At 49.6% G+C, this 19814-nt stretch carries 15 protein-coding genes and 1 pseudogene; 8 read left to right on the top strand and 8 right to left on the bottom strand.

Annotated features, from left to right (window positions below):
* The first annotated feature begins 362 nt into the window (after nt 1-362).
* Nucleotides 363-686 carry a transposase gene (locus F0P93_RS12635; RefSeq protein WP_150876783.1) on the top strand — a complete coding sequence of 108 codons (324 nt, stop codon included), beginning with the start codon at nt 363-365 and terminating at the stop codon, nt 684-686.
* A 582-nt stretch (nt 687-1268) separates the two neighbouring features.
* Here F0P93_RS12635 and F0P93_RS12630 read toward each other — a convergent pair.
* Both F0P93_RS12630 and F0P93_RS12625 read right to left on the bottom strand, forming a co-directional pair.
* Nucleotides 1269-2402 (bottom strand): lysophospholipid acyltransferase family protein, encoded by a 1134-nt coding sequence (locus tag F0P93_RS12630; RefSeq protein ID WP_150876782.1) that lies wholly within the window; start codon nt 2400-2402, stop codon nt 1269-1271.
* Nucleotides 2403-2414: 12 nt separating this feature from the next.
* Nucleotides 2415-2618 (bottom strand): hypothetical protein, encoded by a 204-nt coding sequence (locus F0P93_RS12625; protein ID WP_133299844.1) that lies wholly within the window; start codon nt 2616-2618, stop codon nt 2415-2417.
* 293 nt (nt 2619-2911) lie between these two features.
* On the opposite strand from F0P93_RS12625, the gene F0P93_RS12620 reads away from it, so the two are divergent.
* Nucleotides 2912-3823, top strand: a complete 912-nt coding sequence (locus F0P93_RS12620) for a LytTR family DNA-binding domain-containing protein (protein ID WP_191908799.1) — start codon at nt 2912-2914, stop codon at nt 3821-3823.
* Between the two features lie 61 nt (nt 3824-3884).
* Here the strand turns inward: F0P93_RS12620 and F0P93_RS12615 are convergent, their stop codons facing one another.
* Complete coding sequence (locus tag F0P93_RS12615) at nt 3885-4583, bottom strand: response regulator transcription factor (protein ID WP_150876780.1); 699 nt, start codon at nt 4581-4583, stop codon at nt 3885-3887.
* A gap of 321 nt (nt 4584-4904) precedes the next feature.
* Here F0P93_RS12615 and F0P93_RS12610 point away from each other — a divergent pair, with 321 nt between their 5' ends.
* Nucleotides 4905-5330 (top strand): helix-turn-helix domain-containing protein, encoded by a 426-nt coding sequence (locus F0P93_RS12610; protein WP_150876779.1) that lies wholly within the window; start codon nt 4905-4907, stop codon nt 5328-5330.
* 67 nt (nt 5331-5397) lie between these two features.
* Here F0P93_RS12610 and dnaG read toward each other — a convergent pair whose 3' ends face one another.
* Nucleotides 5398-7383, bottom strand: a complete 1986-nt coding sequence (gene dnaG / locus F0P93_RS12605; protein ID WP_150876778.1) for a DNA primase — start codon at nt 7381-7383, stop codon at nt 5398-5400.
* 135 nt (nt 7384-7518) lie between these two features.
* Here dnaG and F0P93_RS12600 point away from each other — a divergent pair, with 135 nt between their 5' ends.
* On the top strand, nt 7519-8892 hold the full coding sequence (locus F0P93_RS12600; protein WP_150876777.1) for a vanadium-dependent haloperoxidase: 1374 nt from the start codon (nt 7519-7521) through the stop codon (nt 8890-8892).
* An 85-nt stretch (nt 8893-8977) separates the two neighbouring features.
* On the opposite strand, the gene F0P93_RS12595 is transcribed toward F0P93_RS12600, so the two are convergent.
* Entirely contained in the window at nt 8978-10870 is a 1893-nt protein-coding gene (locus F0P93_RS12595; RefSeq protein WP_150876776.1) for an amidophosphoribosyltransferase, read from the bottom strand.
* 651 nt (nt 10871-11521) lie between these two features.
* Between F0P93_RS12595 and F0P93_RS12590 the strand changes: the two genes are divergently transcribed.
* Entirely contained in the window at nt 11522-13981 is a 2460-nt protein-coding gene (locus F0P93_RS12590; protein ID WP_191908798.1) for a pectinesterase family protein, read from the top strand.
* A gap of 75 nt (nt 13982-14056) precedes the next feature.
* On the opposite strand, the gene F0P93_RS12585 is transcribed toward F0P93_RS12590, so the two are convergent.
* Nucleotides 14057-15169 (bottom strand): family 20 glycosylhydrolase, encoded by a 1113-nt coding sequence (locus tag F0P93_RS12585; RefSeq protein WP_150876774.1) that lies wholly within the window; start codon nt 15167-15169, stop codon nt 14057-14059.
* Nucleotides 15170-15512: 343 nt separating this feature from the next.
* On the opposite strand from F0P93_RS12585, the gene F0P93_RS32005 reads away from it, so the two are divergent.
* Nucleotides 15513-15683, top strand: coding sequence for a winged helix-turn-helix domain-containing protein (locus tag F0P93_RS32005; protein WP_191908797.1), 171 nt, complete (start codon nt 15513-15515; stop codon nt 15681-15683).
* Nucleotides 15684-15838: 155 nt separating this feature from the next.
* On the opposite strand, the gene F0P93_RS12575 is transcribed toward F0P93_RS32005, so the two are convergent.
* On the bottom strand, nt 15839-16222 hold the full coding sequence (locus F0P93_RS12575; protein ID WP_150876773.1) for a winged helix-turn-helix transcriptional regulator: 384 nt from the start codon (nt 16220-16222) through the stop codon (nt 15839-15841).
* 103 nt (nt 16223-16325) lie between these two features.
* On the opposite strand from F0P93_RS12575, the gene F0P93_RS12570 reads away from it, so the two are divergent.
* Nucleotides 16326-17078 (top strand): SDR family NAD(P)-dependent oxidoreductase, encoded by a 753-nt coding sequence (locus F0P93_RS12570; RefSeq protein WP_150876772.1) that lies wholly within the window; start codon nt 16326-16328, stop codon nt 17076-17078.
* Between the two features lie 263 nt (nt 17079-17341).
* A pseudogene (locus tag F0P93_RS32000) lies at nt 17342-17386 on the top strand (hypothetical protein); the annotation flags it as partial.
* A gap of 808 nt (nt 17387-18194) precedes the next feature.
* Here the strand turns inward: F0P93_RS32000 and F0P93_RS12560 are convergent.
* Nucleotides 18195-19715, bottom strand: a complete 1521-nt coding sequence (locus tag F0P93_RS12560; protein ID WP_150876771.1) for an NADH-quinone oxidoreductase subunit N — start codon at nt 19713-19715, stop codon at nt 18195-18197.
* Nucleotides 19716-19814 lie beyond the last annotated feature (99 nt).

Below are 19814 nucleotides of genomic sequence, written 5' to 3'. Positions count from 1 at the left end.
GTATTTGTCGATTTGTCCGACAGAAAAGACTTCAAACCGATACCCGATTTCCTCCAAATACCCCATTACCGCTTGCTTCGCGCAGAAAACCAGGGGGAACTGCAGAAATAATTTCGCATATTTTTTACCTCATTATCCATAAAATACCTACCGTATCCTAAATTTTTGGCGTATGAATTTAGGAAATGCAAAAATATTTTCTCATTTTTCGACATCGAATTAGTTATCAGACTTCTCGACGGGTTTTTACCAGATCATTGGTCGTACGATTACACTCCGATATTTTTTGAAACATGAATTTATTTTTGCAGTTACTTAGTTAAATCAACCTGTTTTTATCTCTATCTCTTGTTCCTATTGCCATGCGTAAGTATGAATTGACCGACTCACAGTGGGAGAAATTAAAGGACATGATGCCCTCCAACAATCGTCCCGGTCGTCCGTGGCGGTCTCATCGCCAATCCATTAATGGGATCCTTTGGATTTTGAATTCCGGTGCGCCCTGGCGCGATTTGCCCGAACGGTACGGCTCCTGGAAAACCATCTATGATCGCTTTCGTCGCTGGCAGCGTGACGGGACGCTCGCAAAGATTCTGACTCTTTTGCAGTTGAGCTTTCCCGCAGTGACTGCCGCAGAGAGTTATACGCCGATTACCTCGGAACAGAACCTTTCAACCGTTAGTTAGTAGGCACATCGTGCCTGCTTGCTAATCCTGTTGAAGGTTACCGTACTTCTCTGAAAGACGGAAACAAACAGTGATTTTTGAGTATTTCAACAGCCGTTGAAATAGAGGTATGATTGACAGAGAGTAGTAACTTCAGGGTATGAAGTCAGCAATTGTTTACTAGATAATCATGAGGCAGACTAAAACCTCTTTGTGAATGACTCGGTATTTCTACCCTTCGTAAAGAGAATTATCAGTCACCATTCTGAGTCATTCTCGACGCTTGTCTTTAACAAACACTTATTCAAATATAATGAGAATTGTTATAAAGCAAGAGTTTTACACGTAAAATAAATGTTAAATAGGATTTTTATTATTTAACCACTGTATAATTAAAGAATTGCAAGTCTGGAATGCCACTAATTAGCAGACAAACAAATCGATAATTTTGTAGTTAAATGGTTACAAAATTTGTGCCAGCATTATTTTCGTCTAGTGAATTGTTAGGATAGTTCAATAAAAAAGTCGGATCTGAACAGATGTCCGCAGATCCGACTTTTACAATTGAAAACAAGAAAAGATTAAACTAGTATTTACGGTTACCTAGGCAATAATTTGCTTGGAAAGTAAGTCGAGATACATGTCCGTGCCAAGCACTTCCTCAGGGGTCTCGACGGTGCCAACCTGAAGCAAAAAGTCACGCAAGTCGGTTGAAATTTCGTAAGTGACGTATAACCGGCGGTCAAACAGGATGGGTGAATCTTCTAAGTCGCAGATAGAATACCGTTCCTGATTGAAGGCGACCCGCTTTTTGGGTCGCGGCCGGGGTGGTTGATACGAATCGGCCTGTTGTTCCAATTCGTGCTGATCGAGGAATTTATGAATGTAATTCCATCCTTCCCACTGTTCCGGATACCTGGTCAAATACTGCCAGAATGAATCATAGAGGTGTTGAAGGCTCAATCGGCAGTACGTTTCGCGGTCACAATCAGCTTCCGGAACAATAGGATCGAGAAAAGATAAAACGTTGTTCAGATTTTTTTCCCGGTAACTGATCACCGGAACAATGGGCGTCTTGGTTACATAAGACAGGAATCCGACCCCTTTGCGGGCCCACACATTTTTGGCTCCAAAGCGCACCTGGACTTCTTTATCTTCCTGACGATTCAATCCAGTTGTACTGGTAACGCCGTCGATAAAGATTACCAGGGAGGTTCCAGCCCGCAATTCACGGATGACCTGCAGCGTCGATGACGTCTGCTCAGCGTCCAGAATTTGGAACGAGTTGGTTAAATTGTGCTTTTTCTGAAGACCTTTGATGGTGGCCCAAATGTCTTTACCCTGTTCTTGATAAGTGCCCCTGCTGACCAGGAGGGCCACATCAATGCCGTTTCGATACAAATACGTGGTCAGCAGGCGGTAAGAACCCAAGTGGAAAGTGCAGTAAATATTCGGGTGTTGGCTGTTTACCAGTTTCCGAATCGGCCCTTTCGTTTGAATCAGGTCATTGGCGGTCAAAAATTGCTGATCAAAGGTGGTGTAAACCTGTTGAAGTAACAATTTCTGAAAAAGGTCCTCGTGCTTCTCAATCGGAATCTCAGGCAGAATGTTCTGGACACTGGCCGAGAACGTAGTAAATTTGAAGAGGTACCCTTTTTCTTTCCGGAGATCCAGGGATTCGAATTGCTGGCGACAACGATCCAATTCCCGCTGATATTGATGCACGAAGTTGCTCATGGTAATTTAGAATTAAGAAAGAGCCAGTTGATCCGTTGCGTTTGGTTGCAGACCGTGGAATGAAGGCCACCAGTTGCAGCAAACTTCACCATCTTTGTCGGCTTTACCGGCCAAAAGGATGCGATCGCTGGTTTCATTTTTAGCTATTACGTTCAGGTTGGTAGTAGCAGAATTCAATAATTGCTTAGCTGAGTTGATAACAAAGTTCTTTTTCATGGCGAAAGATGCGATAGATGCTGTTAGAGTGATTAAATTGTCAGTCATCAATCGATCCGTTTTGCCCGGGATTATTTGGCCGATTGACTGATACAAAAGTACCGGGTCGGCCTAGGCAAAAGAATGGCAAGTTTTGGCTAAAATATTATGCAGCTTTAGTAACTAATTACTATTTATTGTTAGTAATTTAGCACAGTTCAAGAAGTGAGAACATGATTGGGGTAGCAATGACCGAAGTACCGCTAAATCTGAAGTACATAAGAAGACCCTTTAAGAGTCTCAGTATTCTGCTATTGGCTGTATTTACGTTCGAGGCATTCAACTGGCTCTTTGCATTTGAAAAGAAATTAGTGAAAGTAGAAGAGTATGGCGGTTTACTAGGATACCTGTGGATCTTCCTGCGGGGGGGAATCCTGCCGGAAATTTCAACCCTGGTCATCCTGCTGATGCTGCTGAATATTTACCATGAAGCCTGCCGAATCAAACGAATCGAACTGACCCCCCGAAACATACTCAACTACGAGGTAAAAATCTTACCCGTCATGCTGGTCGCTTTTTTTCTCTTTAACCCGGTAACGCAAACCGTACGTTACCTGCTGGTTAACTTCCCTAATTACGATCTCGAACTGTACCTGGGTAATTACATCCAGGGTACCTACAGCCTTAAATATTATTCCTTTTACCTGATTCCGGTTCTGATCATGGGTTACGGCGCCGTCAACGGGTCGTTGCTGGTCGATATTCTCGAACAACGCCGGCAACGGAAACGCAGCAGCGAAGCCCCTGACCCTTTTCAGTCGCTCGTTCCTCAACCCGGTGCTTTCCTGACGCACCTGAAAGGCAAAAACAATTTTGGCGAAACCATCTTAGCCGTTCAGGATTGCTTCTGGTTTGAAACCGAAGACCGGTATTATTACGCCGTTCACCCCACCGGTCGGTTCTCGATTACCAAAACCATGAATGAGTTGGAAGCGGAACTGAATCCGGAACTGTTTTTCCGAACCAAACGCAATTGCATTATCAACCTCAGCTTCGTAGCCAGTTACGCGTATTGGGAAAATGGGAAATACAGCATTCGCATGCAAACCCCCAACAACGACGAAACCGACATGCCGCGTGCCCGGCTGCAGGATTTTAAAAACCGTCTGGTGCGCTTCTCCGCCCAGGAGGTCGAATACCTTCCTCCAAAGAGCGAAATTATCTAGTAAACTTTACAGAACACAGTAAAGCCCGAATTTTATCATTCTTACTCTCTCCTACGAATTTTCAAAGGTACTCTTTTACGGAAATTCCGTAGCGAGCCAGATTCCGGCAACTCCCCAACTCCAGCTTTTGCGCAATATTGGTTTTGTGATTCGCCAGCGTTCGGTAACTGATGTGGAGCTGATCTGCAATTTCATAACCGGTAACTCCCTGCGCCACTAACCGAAGGATTTCAAGTTCCCGACCCGTCAAGCGGCCCAGTTGCTCCTTCGTTTCATCGGTCATGACGTTCATCCCGTAGTTTTTCAACAAAAGTAAAAAACCGGGACTGTAATAATACCCACCCGTACTGATGGTCTGAAAACACTTGTAGAGTTCGTCCAATCCGTCATTCGCATATAAAAAACCGTAGAATCCCTGCTGCATGGCATTGGCTACCAGTTTTAAGTCCGGTTTGCTGGTATACAGAATGAATTTGGTTTTGTGGTTGTTCGTCCGGGCCTGCTGAACGATGTCTACGCTACGCCGTCCGGAAATCTCAGATTCTAAAATGACGCATTGCGGTTGCTTAACCCGAATTTGCTGAAGCGTATCCTCCATTTCGATGGCTTTCCCAACCACATTGTACCCCTGCTGCTTGAGTACCTGACAAAGTACCTCACAATTAAATAGTTCAGCCTGGGCTACTAGGATAGAAAAGTCTTTTCGCTTCAATGAAAACGAAGAAGAAGACGATTCCGGTTTTGAATTAGTGTTGTTCATGGTAAAGCGATAGTAGCCTGCGTTTGAAGCTACAATTTAATTAGCCGAATTGATTCATTGGGTCAATCGAAATCAATACTTTTTTGTGTGAAATGACCAAAATAGCGAACGGGCCGTTTCACCTCTTCGTAGTCGTTGATGCAATTCGTAAACGCGCGGAAATCGACAGAGAGAATCAAACGCTAGATACGGCAAATTTGGTTATTTCACGCGAAAAAGTAGTTATTCCGTACGAAATGACTTTTTTGATCGAAATTGATGACGTAGTTTTCACTTGTAATTCACACGAAAACAAGGATTGAACTACTAATATTGATAACAATGCGGAACGTTAAGAATTTAACTGGACAACAAGTGGAGCAGCTCCGTCAGACGATTCGTGAGAGCCAAAACAACGTTCTAAAGAAACGTTGCCAGTGTGTACTGTATAGCTACTACGGCTTAACCGTCAGCGAACTGATGGATATGTTCGCAGTAGACCGTCGCAGTATCTACAATTGGATGAATCGCTGGTCTGAAGACGGTGTTCAGGGCTTGATGGATAAACCAGGCCGCGGTTTGAAACCAAAACTGAACCCCGACGATCAGCAACACGTTGAAAAAGTGATTCAGGCCATGATGACGTTTCCGAAAGAACCCCGCCAGGCTCTGCAACAAATCAATCACCAACTGCCAAAGCCTGTTAGTCAGGACACTCTGCGTCGCTTTGTAAAGAAAATATCGAGAATAGACAGCATGGCTGCCTGATTATCATCCTATAGAGTGAATAATTAGTAATGGCCCCTCCAAGTCTGTTACTAATTATTCACTTAGTTTACGATATAACGGTTCCCAATAGTCGACCGATCTCGATGTCTACTTTCTTGTAGTGCATATATTCTACCATGAGTCGGTCACTTTCTGCCGGGTCGCTCGCCTGAACGATCTGTTGTTTGATATCCCGCATCCGTTGCTCCGCAACAAGCTTCTTCAAGCGTAAAATATTGGAGAAAGCCGCATCGGCTAATTTGTCCACTTCGGTCGGAACGTAGATTTCGTGTTTGAGCCAGTTTTCACTGAGCTGATGCCGAAACGTAACCAGACCAATTACCTGGTGCTGGTACTCCTGATTCTGATGCTTCAGAAAATAATCGGCTGTTCGAATTTCGTTGGCCACAAATCCCTCCCTAATTTCCCGCAGCATTTCGTTAAAAACCGGCGTTACAAATTCCATGTTCCCCAGCTCACTCAGCATGTAATGGCAAACCGAGATATCGGGTTCCAGTTCATGAGCGCCGTAATTAACCAGTAGCCGAACGCATTCTTCTTCCTGGTAGGAGAGGGAAGAGCGGGTTTTGGGGTTCAGTGGGTCAACAGCCCGGCGCTCGACCGGAGGAGCTTCCACCGAAAAATCATTCAGAATTTCCGTCAGTTCTTCGGGCATGGATGCCGGGCCGGATGCTCTTCCGGGCGACGTCGCTTTGTCCTGCTGTTGCTTCAGTTGCTGTTTCTGCTGGCTGAGCACCATCCGGTTGCTTTCCGAAATCAACGTCTGCTCATCGACCTGGAGCTGGCGGGCGGTTTTCTGAAAAAACACCTGCCGCTTGATCGGATCCGGTATTTTGGAAATGCTCTGGATTACTTCCGAAATGATCTCCGCCCGCTTGAACGGATTATCCCCCGCGTCTTTCAGGAGAATGTCGGTCTTGAACGTAATGAAATCGTTGGAGTGCTGGCTAAGGTATTTTTTAAAGGTTTCAGCCCCTACTTTCCGAACGTAGCTGTCCGGGTCGTCGCCGTCGGGAAACGTCGCCACACTCACGTTCAGGCCCTCTTCCAGTACCATATCCAGCCCGCGCAGGGCGGCTTTGATCCCCGCGGCATCGCCGTCGTACAAAATAGTTACGTTTTGGGTAAACCGGCTGATCAGTCGAATCTGTTCGATGGTTAGCGACGTACCCGACGAAGCCACCACATTTTTGATCCCCGCCTGGTGCAATGACAGCACGTCCGTATAACCCTCCGTTAGGTAACAAATGTCTTCCTGCCGAATGGCATTCTTAGCCTGAAAAATACCGTACAGAACCTGGCTTTTGTGGTAAACTTCCGTCTCGGGCGAGTTGATGTACTTCGGCTGGTTTTTATCCGTCTTCAGAATCCGTGCGCCAAATGCAATGACCCGGCCGGCGACGTTGTGGATCGGAAAAATCACCCGCCCCCGAAACCGGTCATACGTTTTGCCGCCTTCTTTCGATAACACCAGGCCCGCTTTTTCGAGCAGTTCCGCGCGATAGCCCCGGCGGGTGGCTTCCTGGAGCAGCGCGTCCCACTGGTCGGAACTATAGCCCAGTTCAAACGATTGAACGGTATTGTCCAGAAATCCCCGCTCGCGGAAATAGCTCAGACCAATGCTCTGGCCTTCATCCGACTTCAATAAGTGCGAATGGTAAAAGTCTTTGGCAAAATTGAGGACAATGAACAGGCTCTCCCGCTCATTTTGCCGGATCAGTTCATCAGGCGTCAGTTGTTCTTCGGCGACCTCGATGCCGTATTTTTTGGCCAGATGCCGCAGGGCTTCCGGATACCCGATGTTTTCAATGTCCATCACAAACCGCACCGGATCACCCGCTTTGCCGCAGCCGAAGCATTTGTAGATCTGACGCACGGGCGAAACGTTGAACGACGGCGTCTTTTCGTTGTGAAACGGGCAGCAGGCAATCCAGTTCTGGCCCCGCTTTTTGAGCGAGACATAGTCACTAACCACGTCGATAATATCCGCGGTCTGACGGATTCGGTCGATGGTTTCCTCAGGAATACGCATAACTCAAAGGTACGTAACTCCACCCGGTTTTGGCAACGTTTTTGCTAATATGAGTTGTCGGGCCGCTCCCCGATTCCCTCCCTTTTTTACCTTCAACCGGATACGGCTATGCCTCTGAAATGGATAAATCTAACGATGTTAAATTTGATTCGACAAGCAAATAAAGTTCTTATTGGTGTTTTTCTGCTGATTGCTGTGACCAATTGTACGAAAAGCACGCAGGATGATCCGGTAAGTCCGCAGTCCATAACCGCTGACCACTACAGCGCGGAAGTGGCCTTGCGGTGGTCGGGGATGAACCTGTACCTGCTCCGAAATTCCGCAGGGTTTACCCCACCGGTAGCTTCCCGGGCGTTGGGCTATGGGGGATTAGCCCTTTACGAAGCTCTTATGCCCGGTTTGCCAACGCATCGATCGCTGGCAGGACAACTCACCGGTCTGACCCGTTTGCCACAGGCAGACCCCAAAGCTGCGTATGACTGGGCGGTTTCGGCCAACGCTGCGGAGGCTCAGATCCTGCGGAATCTCTTCGCCAATACCAGTGATGCGAATAAAGCGAAAATCGATTCGCTGGAAATTCTGACACTAACGGAATTGAAAACCGAAACCGGCAGCAGTGAGGTCGTGGACCGCTCGGTGGCCTTTGGGAGGCAGATCGCCGACGCGATTTTTGAATGGTCGAAAACCGACGGTGGACACGAAGGCTACAACCGCAATTTCCCCGCCGATTTCAAGGTGCCGCTCTTCAACGGTTCGTGGCAAACCACGGAAAACGGACGGAAGATTCCGATGCAACCCTACTGGGGCAACAACCGGACGTTTGTGACCGCAAATGCGAGCCTGCCCATGCCGAAACCGCTCCCGATTTCGGCGGACGTCAAATCACAGTATTTTGCGCAGTACCTGGAAGTGTATACCAAAAACAAATCCCTGACGCAGACGGAGAAAGAAATTTCGATCTGGTGGGCCGACGATCCAAGCGAAACCTTTACGCCCCCCGGTCATTCCTATAACCTGGCCCGCATTGCCATTCAGACTGCCAAATCCGATCTGGGGAAGGCCGCCGAAACACTTGCCCGAACCGGCCTTGCCGTAGCTGATGCTTTTACGGTTTGCTGGAAGTGCAAATATTTGTTCAACAATGAGCGGCCCTACACGTTTGTTCGCCGGGCCATCGATCCGGCCTGGATTCCGTTCTGGCCCGCTCCACCTTTTCCGGGCTATACCTCCGGGCATGCCACGCAATCGGCGGCTGCGGCCACGGTTCTGGGCGGTTTATACGGAGAATCGTTTTCATTCACGGATGACTCACACATCAGCCGGATTCGGGACCTGAAGCGCAACACGGATTTTAAAGCGCGGAGTTTTACCTCATTTTGGCAAGCCGCTGAGGAGTCGGCCTACTCGCGTTATCTGGGTGGTATTCACACCCGGCAGGACAACGAAACCGGTTTGACGACCGGAAAGGAAATTGGAAAAAATGTAAACAGCCTACGTTGGAAAAAATAAAGGAGTTAAGAGTTGAGAGTTAAGAGTTGGCTGACGCATTTGTTTCAAGCTTGCGTCAGCCAACTCTTAATTCTTAATTCTTAACTCAATAAGCCCGTACGCCTTTGCCTTCCATAAAATTGACGAAGGCTTTGTTAACAACTTTGTTGCCACCCGGCGTCGGGTAATTTCCGGTGAAGTACCAGTCACCGGAGTGGTTGGCACACGCCTTGCGGAGGTTTTCGACGGTTTGGAAAATAACCGCTACATCGGCCTTCAGATCTTTCGGGGTCACAATTTCGGCGACTTTATCAGAAATCTGATCGTGCGTAAACGGATCGTACAAGGCTTTGACGTAGTTGACGTTGGATGCGTTTCCGGATTCGATGGCGGCTACACACTGCGCGTATACCTCATCGACCCGGTTTTCCAGACCGCTTTCTTTCAGCAGTTGCAAGGTGGCCCGGAAAGCTACAAACTCCTTCATTTTCGACATGTCGATGCCGTAGCAGTCGGGGAATCGAATCTGGGGAGCCGACGAAACAATGATGATTTTCTTGGGGCCGAGCCGGTCTAGCATTTTCAGAATGCTCTTTTCAAGCGTCGTTCCCCGAACGATGGAGTCGTCGATAACCACCACATTGTCAACGCCTTTGCGAATCACTTCGAAGGTTGTATCATACACATGCGCCACCATCTCGTCCCGTTGAGAATCGTCGGTGATGAACGTCCGGAGTTTGACATCCTTCGACACGAGCTTCTCGATCCGGGGGCGGAACGAGAGCAGCCGGTCGAGATCCTGTTCAAACAGAATACCGTCCATGATGGCTTTCTTGCGCTGTTTGGCCAGGTATTCTTCCAGACCCTCGACCATACCGAAGAAGGACGTTTCGGCGGTGTTGGGAATGTACGAGAAAACCGTATTCTCCAGATCGTAATCGATTTCCTGCAAAATCTGGGGAATCAACAGTTTCCCGAGCATTTTACGCTCGTTGTAAATATCGGGATCAGAAGCGCGGGAGAAATAAATCCGCTCGAAACTGCACGACCTTTTTTCGATGGGCTTGATAAATTCGTACTCGTCGTATTCGCCATACTTGTCGATGATCAGCGCGTGTCCGGGCTTCACCTCCTGAATCTGGTTGTACTCGACGTTAAAAGCGGTTTTGATGGCCGGTTTTTCGGAAGCCACCACCACCACTTCGTCATCGGCATAATAATACGCCGGACGAATACCGGCCGGATCCCGGGCCACAAAGGCAGCGCCGAAACCGGTCATACCAACCATCGAATACCCGCCGTCAAAATCCCGGCAGGAGCGGTGCAACACGCGTTGCAGGTCCATGTTATCCTCGATGATGTCCGACAGATCGGGATTTTCATAAATGCCTTTAAACCGATCGAACACGCGCTGGTTTTCTTCGTCCAGAAAGTGCCCGATTTTTTCCATCACCGTCACCGTATCGACCTCATCTTTCGGGTGTTGCCCCAACGAAACCAGTTTATCGAAGAGTTCTTCGACGTTGGTCATGTTGAAATTGCCGGCCATCACGAGGTTGCGGCTGCGCCAGTTGTTCTGGCGGAGCATCGGGTGACAGTTCTCAATTTCGTTCGCTCCGTGTGTCCCGTATCGCAGGTGACCCATCCACACTTCACCCGTAAACGCAAGGTTTTCCTGAAGCCAGCGGGCATCGCGGGCTTTCTCCTTGTTGTTCTTCAGTGCTTTGCGGAATTTCTTGTTGATCTTCTGGAAGATGTCGGCGACCGGCTGGCTGGCTACCGAGCGGTAGCGGCTGATGTAGCGGTGGCCGGGCGGCACGTCAATTTTGATGTTGGCAACCCCGGCGCCGTCCTGGCCCCGGTTTACCTGTTTTTCCATCAGCAGGTACAGTTTATTGATGCCGTATAAATGAGTGCCGTACTTATCGATATAATATTGGTACGGCTTGCGGAGCCTTATCAGGGCAATACCGCACTCGTGCTTTATGGCGTCGCTCATGCCTGGTGTTTTAGGTTGTTATGAAGGTAACTTCCGAAGGTTGCTTTTCGTTCAGATGAAGTTAAGGCAAAGTTACGAAAAGGACAAAACGGATTCCCTACCGTTAACAAGACTTTTTTCTTCCGGGCTTTCTGACCCACTCAGAAAGAATAGTTGTATTAAAAAATGAGAAATATTTTGTCTGTTAATATGTGGTCTAGTGTCTGTAAATCAGTACTATATAACTAATCTACTGATTTTTAATGAGTTAGGTATAAATTATTTGATAAATACTATTTTGAAAGTACAAATTACACGTGTAATATTGGTCATACTTGGTAACATGCGAGTATAAAATTGACTATTCTCACACATAACTCTGTCCCCCATGAAACTACACTACACCAACACAACCAGTTCTCCTCCTTCTCTCTGCTGCTCCTGATTCAGGAAGTACGTTCCGTTTAATTGTCTAGAATTCAACGGTATCCCTTGGGATTCGCTTTTTATATTGGCCCGTGACTCGTTCACTGGACACCGTGAGGCATTGTCTCAACCGCTCTCCATTCAGGATTTCGCCCGAAATCCTGCGAATGCTGTCGCATCATTTTTCTCTAACATCTATCCATAATCAGGTGCCTATCCATGAAAACATTTACCTTGTTGAAATCTTTGAATCGTACACTTGGCTTATCCCGTTGGCTGAAGGCCCTTGGGGGGGCACTGGTGTTGCTTCTGGGCCTTACGCCCGGGCTTTTTGCCCAAATTACCATCGATGGTTCCGGTAGTTATGCCACCATACAGGCCGCGATTGATGCTGCTCCGGCGGCTTCTGTCATCGCTGTACCTGCCGGTACTTACAATGAAAACATTACGATTACGAAAAGCCTCACCATTACAGGAGCAGGCCGAACCAGCACCACCATTGTGGGGCAAACGGGTGGGGCAGAAGCAACGGTGATGATCAACGGTGCCATTACCGGAGTCGCCCTGAGCGGGTTTACAATTCAGGGGTTTGACAACGGAAGTGCCGGAATCGAAAACGCGGCCCTATTTTTAAGAGGAACGCTGAATACGGTTACCATTACGGACAATGAATTTGTTGCCATGGGCGATCTGGCTTTTGCCACGACCTATGGCGATGCCAATCAGACCACGAATATTACGGTGAGCGGCAATATTTTTTCGGGCAAAACCTTCACGGGCGATAACCCCAGTTTGGGCAACCAGTTCGAGGTAGCCAATGTGGCCCGGGCGTTGGTTTTCTTTAACGGCAAACCCAGCGGAGCTAACATTTCTAACCTGACTTTTACGAACAACCAGCTTACGGGTATTGCCGGTACGTCACAAGGCGGTAACCTGCTGGTAAACGTGGAAGCGTCTACGGCCACCATCAAAGGCAATACCTTTTCAGGATCAACCGGTGGGCCTACTTCGCGTTCTGCCTTGCGTTTGCGGGGAACCGGCATGAGCGTCACCTGCAATACATTCCTGGCAACGGCCTGCACCAATTGTACCTACATTGAACGCGACCGCGCCCTGGATCCCCTGACGGGCGGAACCCCCTCTACCTATGCCGGACTAGCCTCTCAAAATACGTTCCCGGCGGGCGCTTCATACCTGAGCCCGGTTTCCGGACCAACCGCCATTTTTACGTCGGCGGCTCAGGCTCAGTCGGTTGCTTCCGGCGGACAAACTGTCATCGCGGCCCTCTTCACGGCAACACCGTCGAGCCAGACCATCAATGCCGGTACGACCGCATCGTTGACGGCCATCGGTTGTGACGGCGGAACCGTCGCCTGGAATCCCGGTGCCGGCTCCGGCTCACCCTTCACCACGCCGATTCTGACCGCTACCACCACCTACACGGCCACCTGCACACCCGCTGGCGGGGGCTGTAGTTTCACCGCCACAGCTACCGTGGTGGTTCCGACGGTAACCGGTAACTTCGAGGGCTTCATGCAAACTGTCAATTGTGATATTCTGACGGGCTGGGTGTGGGACAAAAATAAACCCAACACGCCCTTGCAGGTCGGTATTTATGAAGGCGATGAACTGGTCGTGATCGTAGATGCCAATAAATTTCGTCAGGATTTGCTGAGTGCCAACAAAGGCAACGGGATTCACGCCTACAGTATCCCAACGCCCGAATCACTCAAAGATGGCGCCACGCACGTGCTGAAAGCCGTCGTGTTGAACAGCAGCTTTCAACTGAAAAATTCGCCCAAGCCACTGACGTGTGGCGTCGTGAATCCGGCTCCGGTAGCACCCTCCGTGGCTCCTCTCTCGGCAACGGTGAACGAAGCGTATACATCCGGTGCCTTGCCGGCTTTTACGGATTCCGAACCGTTGACGTACGGATTGACCGGATTACCGGCAAACCTGAATTTCGACGGAACCACCCGGGTGGTGAGCGGCACACCAACCGTTGCCGGAACGTTCCTGTTGAACTATACGGCCGATGATGGAACCACGACCAGTTCTACCAGTGTGACGCTGGTGGTGACGGGTGGACCAACCCCAACCCCGGTAACCGGTAATTTCGAAGGTTTCCTGCAAACCGTCAATTGCGATATTCTGACGGGTTGGGTCTATGATAAAAACCAGCCCAATGCCCCGATCACCGTCGAATTATTTGAAGGTAGTAATAGTGTCGGCATCGTAGAAGCCAGCAATTTCCGTCAGGATCTGAAATCCGCAGGCAAAGGAAACGGTTTCCATGCGTTCAGCATTCCGACACCGGCGGGATTGAAAACCGGTACGACGCGCGTCATTGGCGGGCGGGTACTGAATTCCAGTTACCAATTGAAAAATTCGCCCAAAACCTTGAATTGCCCATCTCCATCCGGACGGGTTGCTTCACCTTCAGCGGAAGGAAATGGCTTGAAAGTGACGGTGTTGGGAAATCCGGTCTCGAACCAGATTGAGGTCGAAATTCAGGGTGCCGAACACCAGGCATTGCGTTTGCAAATCAATGACGCACAGGGGCGTCTGGTAACTGAACAGGCCATTCCGGTTGCGGGAGCCATTGAGCGCCAGACGCTGCGCGTTGGCCAGCAGCCGGCGGGTTTGCTGTTCCTGCGGGTTAGCACGGCGGGGCAGGTTCGCACGATTAAGTTGCTCAAACCGTAAGGCGTCCAGCTTGATTTTACCTTCTAAAAGGTCCCCCGCTGCGTGTCAGCGGGGGACCTTTTTTTGTGGCAGTAATTAGTTGGGAGCGATTTTCCCGATTTCTTCGTACAGGGCCCGGAAGCAGTTGGAGGCCGTATTGCCGGACTCATCCGTCTTTTTCCGGCCGTAATATTCATCCAGAAACGAACCAGCGTCCGACCAGACGGTTTGGATCATGCCGTGAAACCGGTCTTTCATTGCTTTGGTCGCCGTCGCCCGGAACTTGACCATATCCTGTGCCTGCAAAACCGCATTTTTCGGCATTCGCCACGGACAGGTCATCACCTTCAGGCCCTTCATGGCAAAGTAAACCGGCGTCTGATCCGGACGCTCGTAGTGCCAGTCGCAGATCAGCACATCTTTCGGAATCAGATCAATGGCACGGTGGGTGTTGTTCATGCTGGCTTCCCACATACCCAGACCGGTGGTTTTTCCGTCCAGCAGCCGGTCACCCCAAATCCACAACGTCCGTCCGTTTTGTGCCAGGTGGTCCCGGATGGTTTTCACCTCCCCGGCAAACAGCTCGGCTTTATCGCGGCCCGAGCAGCGCGGACATTTGTCGTCGCCGATGTAAAACACCTCATCCATGCCCGCATGAAAAGCATCCGCTTCAAAAACGTCACAAATCTCATCCACCAGCTCAAAAACCACTTTATGAACCTCCGGGTGCAGCGGGCAGTAGCTCTTGCAATACAGACCGTCGGCGTTTGGCCACTGGTATTTCGCCGGCATTTTGACGTGGGGCGTTTCGTCGAATTGGGGATAAATCCGTAGCAGATTGGTAGTTTTGGCCGCCCATGACTGATGGCCCAGCAGGTTAATTTGCGGAATGAGCCGGATGTGGTGTTTCTGACAGGCGTTCACCATCCGTTTCACTTCCCGTCGCGACAACGCCACGCTATCGCGCAATTCGGGATGGCTTTTGAATTCGTAGTTAAAATCGACCCGCAGAATGAGCGTATTCACCTGCCGCGGAGCCAGTTCTTTTTCGATAAACTGCACAAATTCATCCACACGGCTGGATTGGGGAGCACCGATGCAGAAACCACGAACGGGCAGCAGGCTGTCGACCGGAATCTGGGCCATAGACCACTGATAGAACAGCAGGAAACCGACCAGTAGACCGTGTCTGAGGGAAGAGATTTTCATATCGAACCTGTTAAGAATTCTATTTTATCTTGTACTCGCAGAACGAGATGAACTACGAAACTTGGGGAGGATTATTTCTTTTTAAATTCTCAATGTCAGCAAAATCCTTTTGTCTTCCCATAGCTTGCTTATCCTGGATCAGGTCGTCAAGGCTGATAAACGCAATTTCGATGCCATTCTGCTCAATAACTTTTCTCCTCGTATAAGCTTCCCAGAACTTAGGCCAATCACTCGAACTGATCCAGCAAAGTTTAGGTATCGACCATACGACGATTTATCGCTACGTACAGGCGTTCCGTCAGGGTGGTAGTGAGTCCAGCCGCTACCGGGGCTACTGGGTGGGTTGAACAGCCAGCAGATTGCTCAGCTACGGACTCACCTCCAGACCCAATTCTATACCAATGCAGGTGCGCTGTACCACTGGATCCAAGCCAGTTTCGGCGTACACTACCATTCGCAAGGCCTCGTCAAGTTGCTCCATCGAATCGGCTTTGCCTACAGAAAGACGGATTAGCTTGGCTTATTAACCCACCAAGTCACCCTACTAAATTCGCGCCTATTCAAGCCGGTCGCCGACATCACCACCAAGCTAACACATCCTTTCGAAAGTCTGTATAACAATTTGATTGATTGAGGCAACGTAAAAACTCGATAGCTTCAAGCTATGCTCTAGCCACTGCCAACTTCTCCGCTGAAGGTTGCTTTTACTTTTATCCTGTGATGTTGCCCCCAATCAGCCATTTCCCACAGGATAGGCCTCAGGGTCTCACCATAAGTGGTAAGCGCATATTCCACCGTGACCGGTTTGGTAGGCTGCACCGTGCGACTGATTAACCCGTTGATCTCCAGCTCCTGTAACTCCTTGGACAGCATTTTGGAGCCAATCCCTTTTACTTCCCGCATTAAGTCCATGAACCGTTTGTCGCCAAAGCTCAGGCACCCAATGATCGTGATTTTCCATTTGCCGCTTAAAATATCCATTGTATCATGGATAGCCCTGAGCTGACTGGGACACTGCAGGGGCTTTTGATCAATAAATACTTTCTTTTTCATCCGTCCTGGCGCAACTTAGTTTCTCAAAGGAAACTACTTTCTAAAGGGAAACCCATACCCATAGTAAAGTTCGTTCATTTAGCTTTGTCAAAAAAGAGATCTCATGAAAATAGATTTGACGCAGAAGATTGCCGTCGTTACCGGCAGCTCAAAGGGTATTGGCGCTGCCATAGCCAAGGAACTTGCCGCCTGTGGTGCAATTGTCATTGTTACCTATCATTCGGCGGAAAGCGATGCAGAAGGCGTGGTTAAAGACATCCGGGAGACAGGCGGACAAGCCATTGCCCTTCAGGCCGATATGGCCCGGCATACCGATATTATTGATTTGTTCAGTCAGGTGAAGGAGCGGTTTGGCAAACTAGATGTGCTGGTGAATAACGCTGGCATCGCCCGATTCGGCCCCATTGAAGCCGTTACGGAGGATGATTTCCTGGAACAGTACCGGGTTAATGTGTTAGGTCCCATGCTGACGATCCAGGAGTCTTTGAAGTATTTTCCCCAAACAGGAGGTAGCATTGTCAATATCAGTTCAGTAGGCGGACAGAATCCAGGGCCATACACCAGTGTTTATACGTCATCGAAGGCGGCCCTGAACGCCTTAACCGTTTCTTTATCAAGAGAACTGGTGAACCGTCACATCCGGGTCAATACGGTAGCACCGGGTCCAACTGATACCGAAGGGTCAAAGGCGCTGGGCCTGGCCGGTAGTGCCATCGAAAAGGGCATGATTGCCGCTATACCAATGGGTAGATTCGGCAAACCAACTGAAATAGCCCCAGCCGTTGCTTTCCTGGCATCGGATAACGCGGGCTGGATCACTGGTGAAAAATTAGCTGTTTCGGGAGGAATGCGCTAGAACGCATGCTAATCTAGCGGCCGCCAGGTGTGTTAAAAGCAAGCCCCTGGCGGTCGGGTAAGGATGTTTCCTTAAGCTGATCTATTGATCCAGATCGGTACCTTGTTAATCGTTAGCTATACTTTTTGATCTCTAATCGACGCTGTTTTTCCCTACTTCTATGGAAGAAACAGATACATAGACCTCTTTGGCTCAAGCGCTCGACACCAAAATTCGTGAAGGAGCATTCAACGCCCTATTGCCCCCTATAAATTCCCCTCATCATGGGCCACGCTGTGGCTGGCGTAGTCACCAAGGTAGGCCCCCGGGTAAAGCATTTCACTGTTGGCGATCAGGTTTATGCCCGTCCAACCGACTACCGAACGGGTATGTTTGCCCCCTTGATTGCCATCAACGAAGCGGACGTTGCACGCATGCCCACGTCGCTGTCAATGACTGAAGCGGCATCGATTCCCTTGGTGGGCCTGACGGCCTGCAAGCCCTGGTTGAAAAAGGCAACCTTCAAAAAGGACAGAAGGTGTTTATCCAGGCCGGTTCGGGCGGGGTGGGTACGTTTGCCATTCAACTGGCCAAACACCTGGGCGCTACTGTGGCTACCACCACCAGCGCGGCCAATCGCGAGCTGGTTTAAAGCCTGGGGCCGATGTCATTATAGACTACAAGACGCAGAATTTCGAGCAAGTGTTAAGCAATTATGATCTGGTGAGCAACCAGTCGAACTCAGTGCAGGCTGGTCATAGCCAGAAACTGGGTAGGCTTGGCTTGAAAATGAGCCTAGTGAAGCATCCTGCAAAGTTGGCTCGCGCACATGAAAAACTAACAAAACCTGATTAATAACCTCTAGTAATTAGACAACCATTTCGGAGATATTGTTCAGACGACTGACCAATAGGAACCTTGAAGAAAAAGGACGGTTTAGACGCAACTATTGTCCAGGCAGAAGGAGAGCAGGACAACCGTCAAAGCCACAGTGATCAGTATGCCACAGGTTGACGGAGAAGATCAAGCTACTGAGCATTTTAAGGAAAAAGAGATACCAGCCAACGATGTATGAGCAGAAGCTGTTTAGGGTTGCATAGTAGAAAAAAGGGTACAAACGGGAATTCGATTTTCCCGTCATAAACCGCCGATCCAGCGCAAAATCCAGTCGGGTTTGAAAAACAGGACCAGGACAGGAACCGTGAGAACGGTGGCTAAAATCAGTTGCGGACGACGGATATGGATGTCTGACAAATTGGCCGTGGAAGCGGGACGGAAGTACATTAAAAACGGAATGCGGAGGTAGTAAAAAAGGGAAATGACGGCGTTCAGCAAACCGATGGCAAACAGGGCCAGTACCCACGGATTCGCGCTCGTCTGATAAGCTTCCAGCAGCGCCGAAAAGGCCAGGAATTTGGCGGTGAATCCCACCGTTGGCGGCAAACCGGTCAGCGCAATCATAACGGCCGTGAGGGCCGCGCTCAGGAGCGGTTGGCTGGTGCCTAATCCGCTGAAATCCTGAATGGTTAGGTTGCCATTATGAGACTGTTCCAACAGGTCGATGAGCAGAAAAGCCGCCAGGTTGATGAACACATAGGTAGCCACGTAAAAGGTGGCGGCTTCGAAACCCGTTTCGTTGAACGCCACGACGCCCACCAGCAGAAACCCGGCGTGGGCAATGGACGAATACGCCAGCAATCGTTTGGCATTGGTTTGCCAGAGGGCCGAGAGGTTGCCGAGGGTAATGCTGGCCAGTGCAATAACCGCCATCGGTGTCTGAAAATTAGCCGGTAAGGCCGTCAGGACGCGCATCAACACCAGCAACGCGGCCGCCTTGGGAGCCACCGAAAAGAAAGCCACAACGGGCGTTGGAGCAGCTTCGTAGACATCGGGCGTCCAGACGTGAAAAGGCACAAGCGACAGTTTGAACAGAATACCGCCCAGCGTCAGAAAACCGGCTACATAAATGACGAATGAATCGTTTTGGGCCAGTTGTTCGACCGATTCAGACAAGGCCAGCGTTCCGGTCAAGCCGTAGAGCAGCGACATGCCATACAGCATGATGGCCGAACTCACCGCTCCGAAAAGCAGGTATTTCAAACTGCCTTCCGACGCTTTGCGGCTGGCCGAAAGCCCCGTCAGCAAATACGAACTAATGGAAACCAGTTCGATGCTGAGGTAAATCGTTAGCAGGTTGACCGACATCGTCATCAGATACAGGCCGAGAAGCAGGGCCAGCAGAATGGGAAGCCAGTCGAAGGGGAGGGAATTGGGCGTTTTTACAACCGTCCAGGCGTGTAGAATGGCGAAAAAAGCCGCCAGCGTCACCACCAGTTTATAAAAAACCGCCTGGTTGTCGAGCAGGAGAACGGAATTAAAAAGAAAGCCTTTTTGCTGCGACCCCTGTTCGACCACCAGCGCCCCGGCCACCGTCACTGCCGTCAGCGAAAGACCGTAAAGAACAGAACGGTTTTTAGAACGGGTATACGCCTGAGCCGAAAGTTGACCCGATGCCGGGCCGGATGATGGGCGCTTTGAACGGGTGAGCAACACCAAATCGGTTACGACAAGGATTGCAATGGCAAAGACCAGCGCCAGTTCCGGCCAGAAACCGGATAAGCTCCGTATACTATCATTCAGTTGATCAATGAGTTGCAAAGCGCAGAAAAATAGGCAGATTTTGATGGCGGTAAAGGTACAAAAAAAGCGTACTGGTTTTGGGGTTGGTTCGTTATCTTGTCGTAAGGAATGCCATGC

The sequence above is a fragment of the Larkinella humicola genome, from assembly GCF_008727875.1.
Lineage (GTDB): Bacteria > Bacteroidota > Bacteroidia > Cytophagales > Spirosomataceae > Larkinella > Larkinella humicola.
The sequence above is the reverse complement of the archived record's forward strand: the minus strand, read 5'-3'. Positions and strand labels throughout refer to the sequence as shown.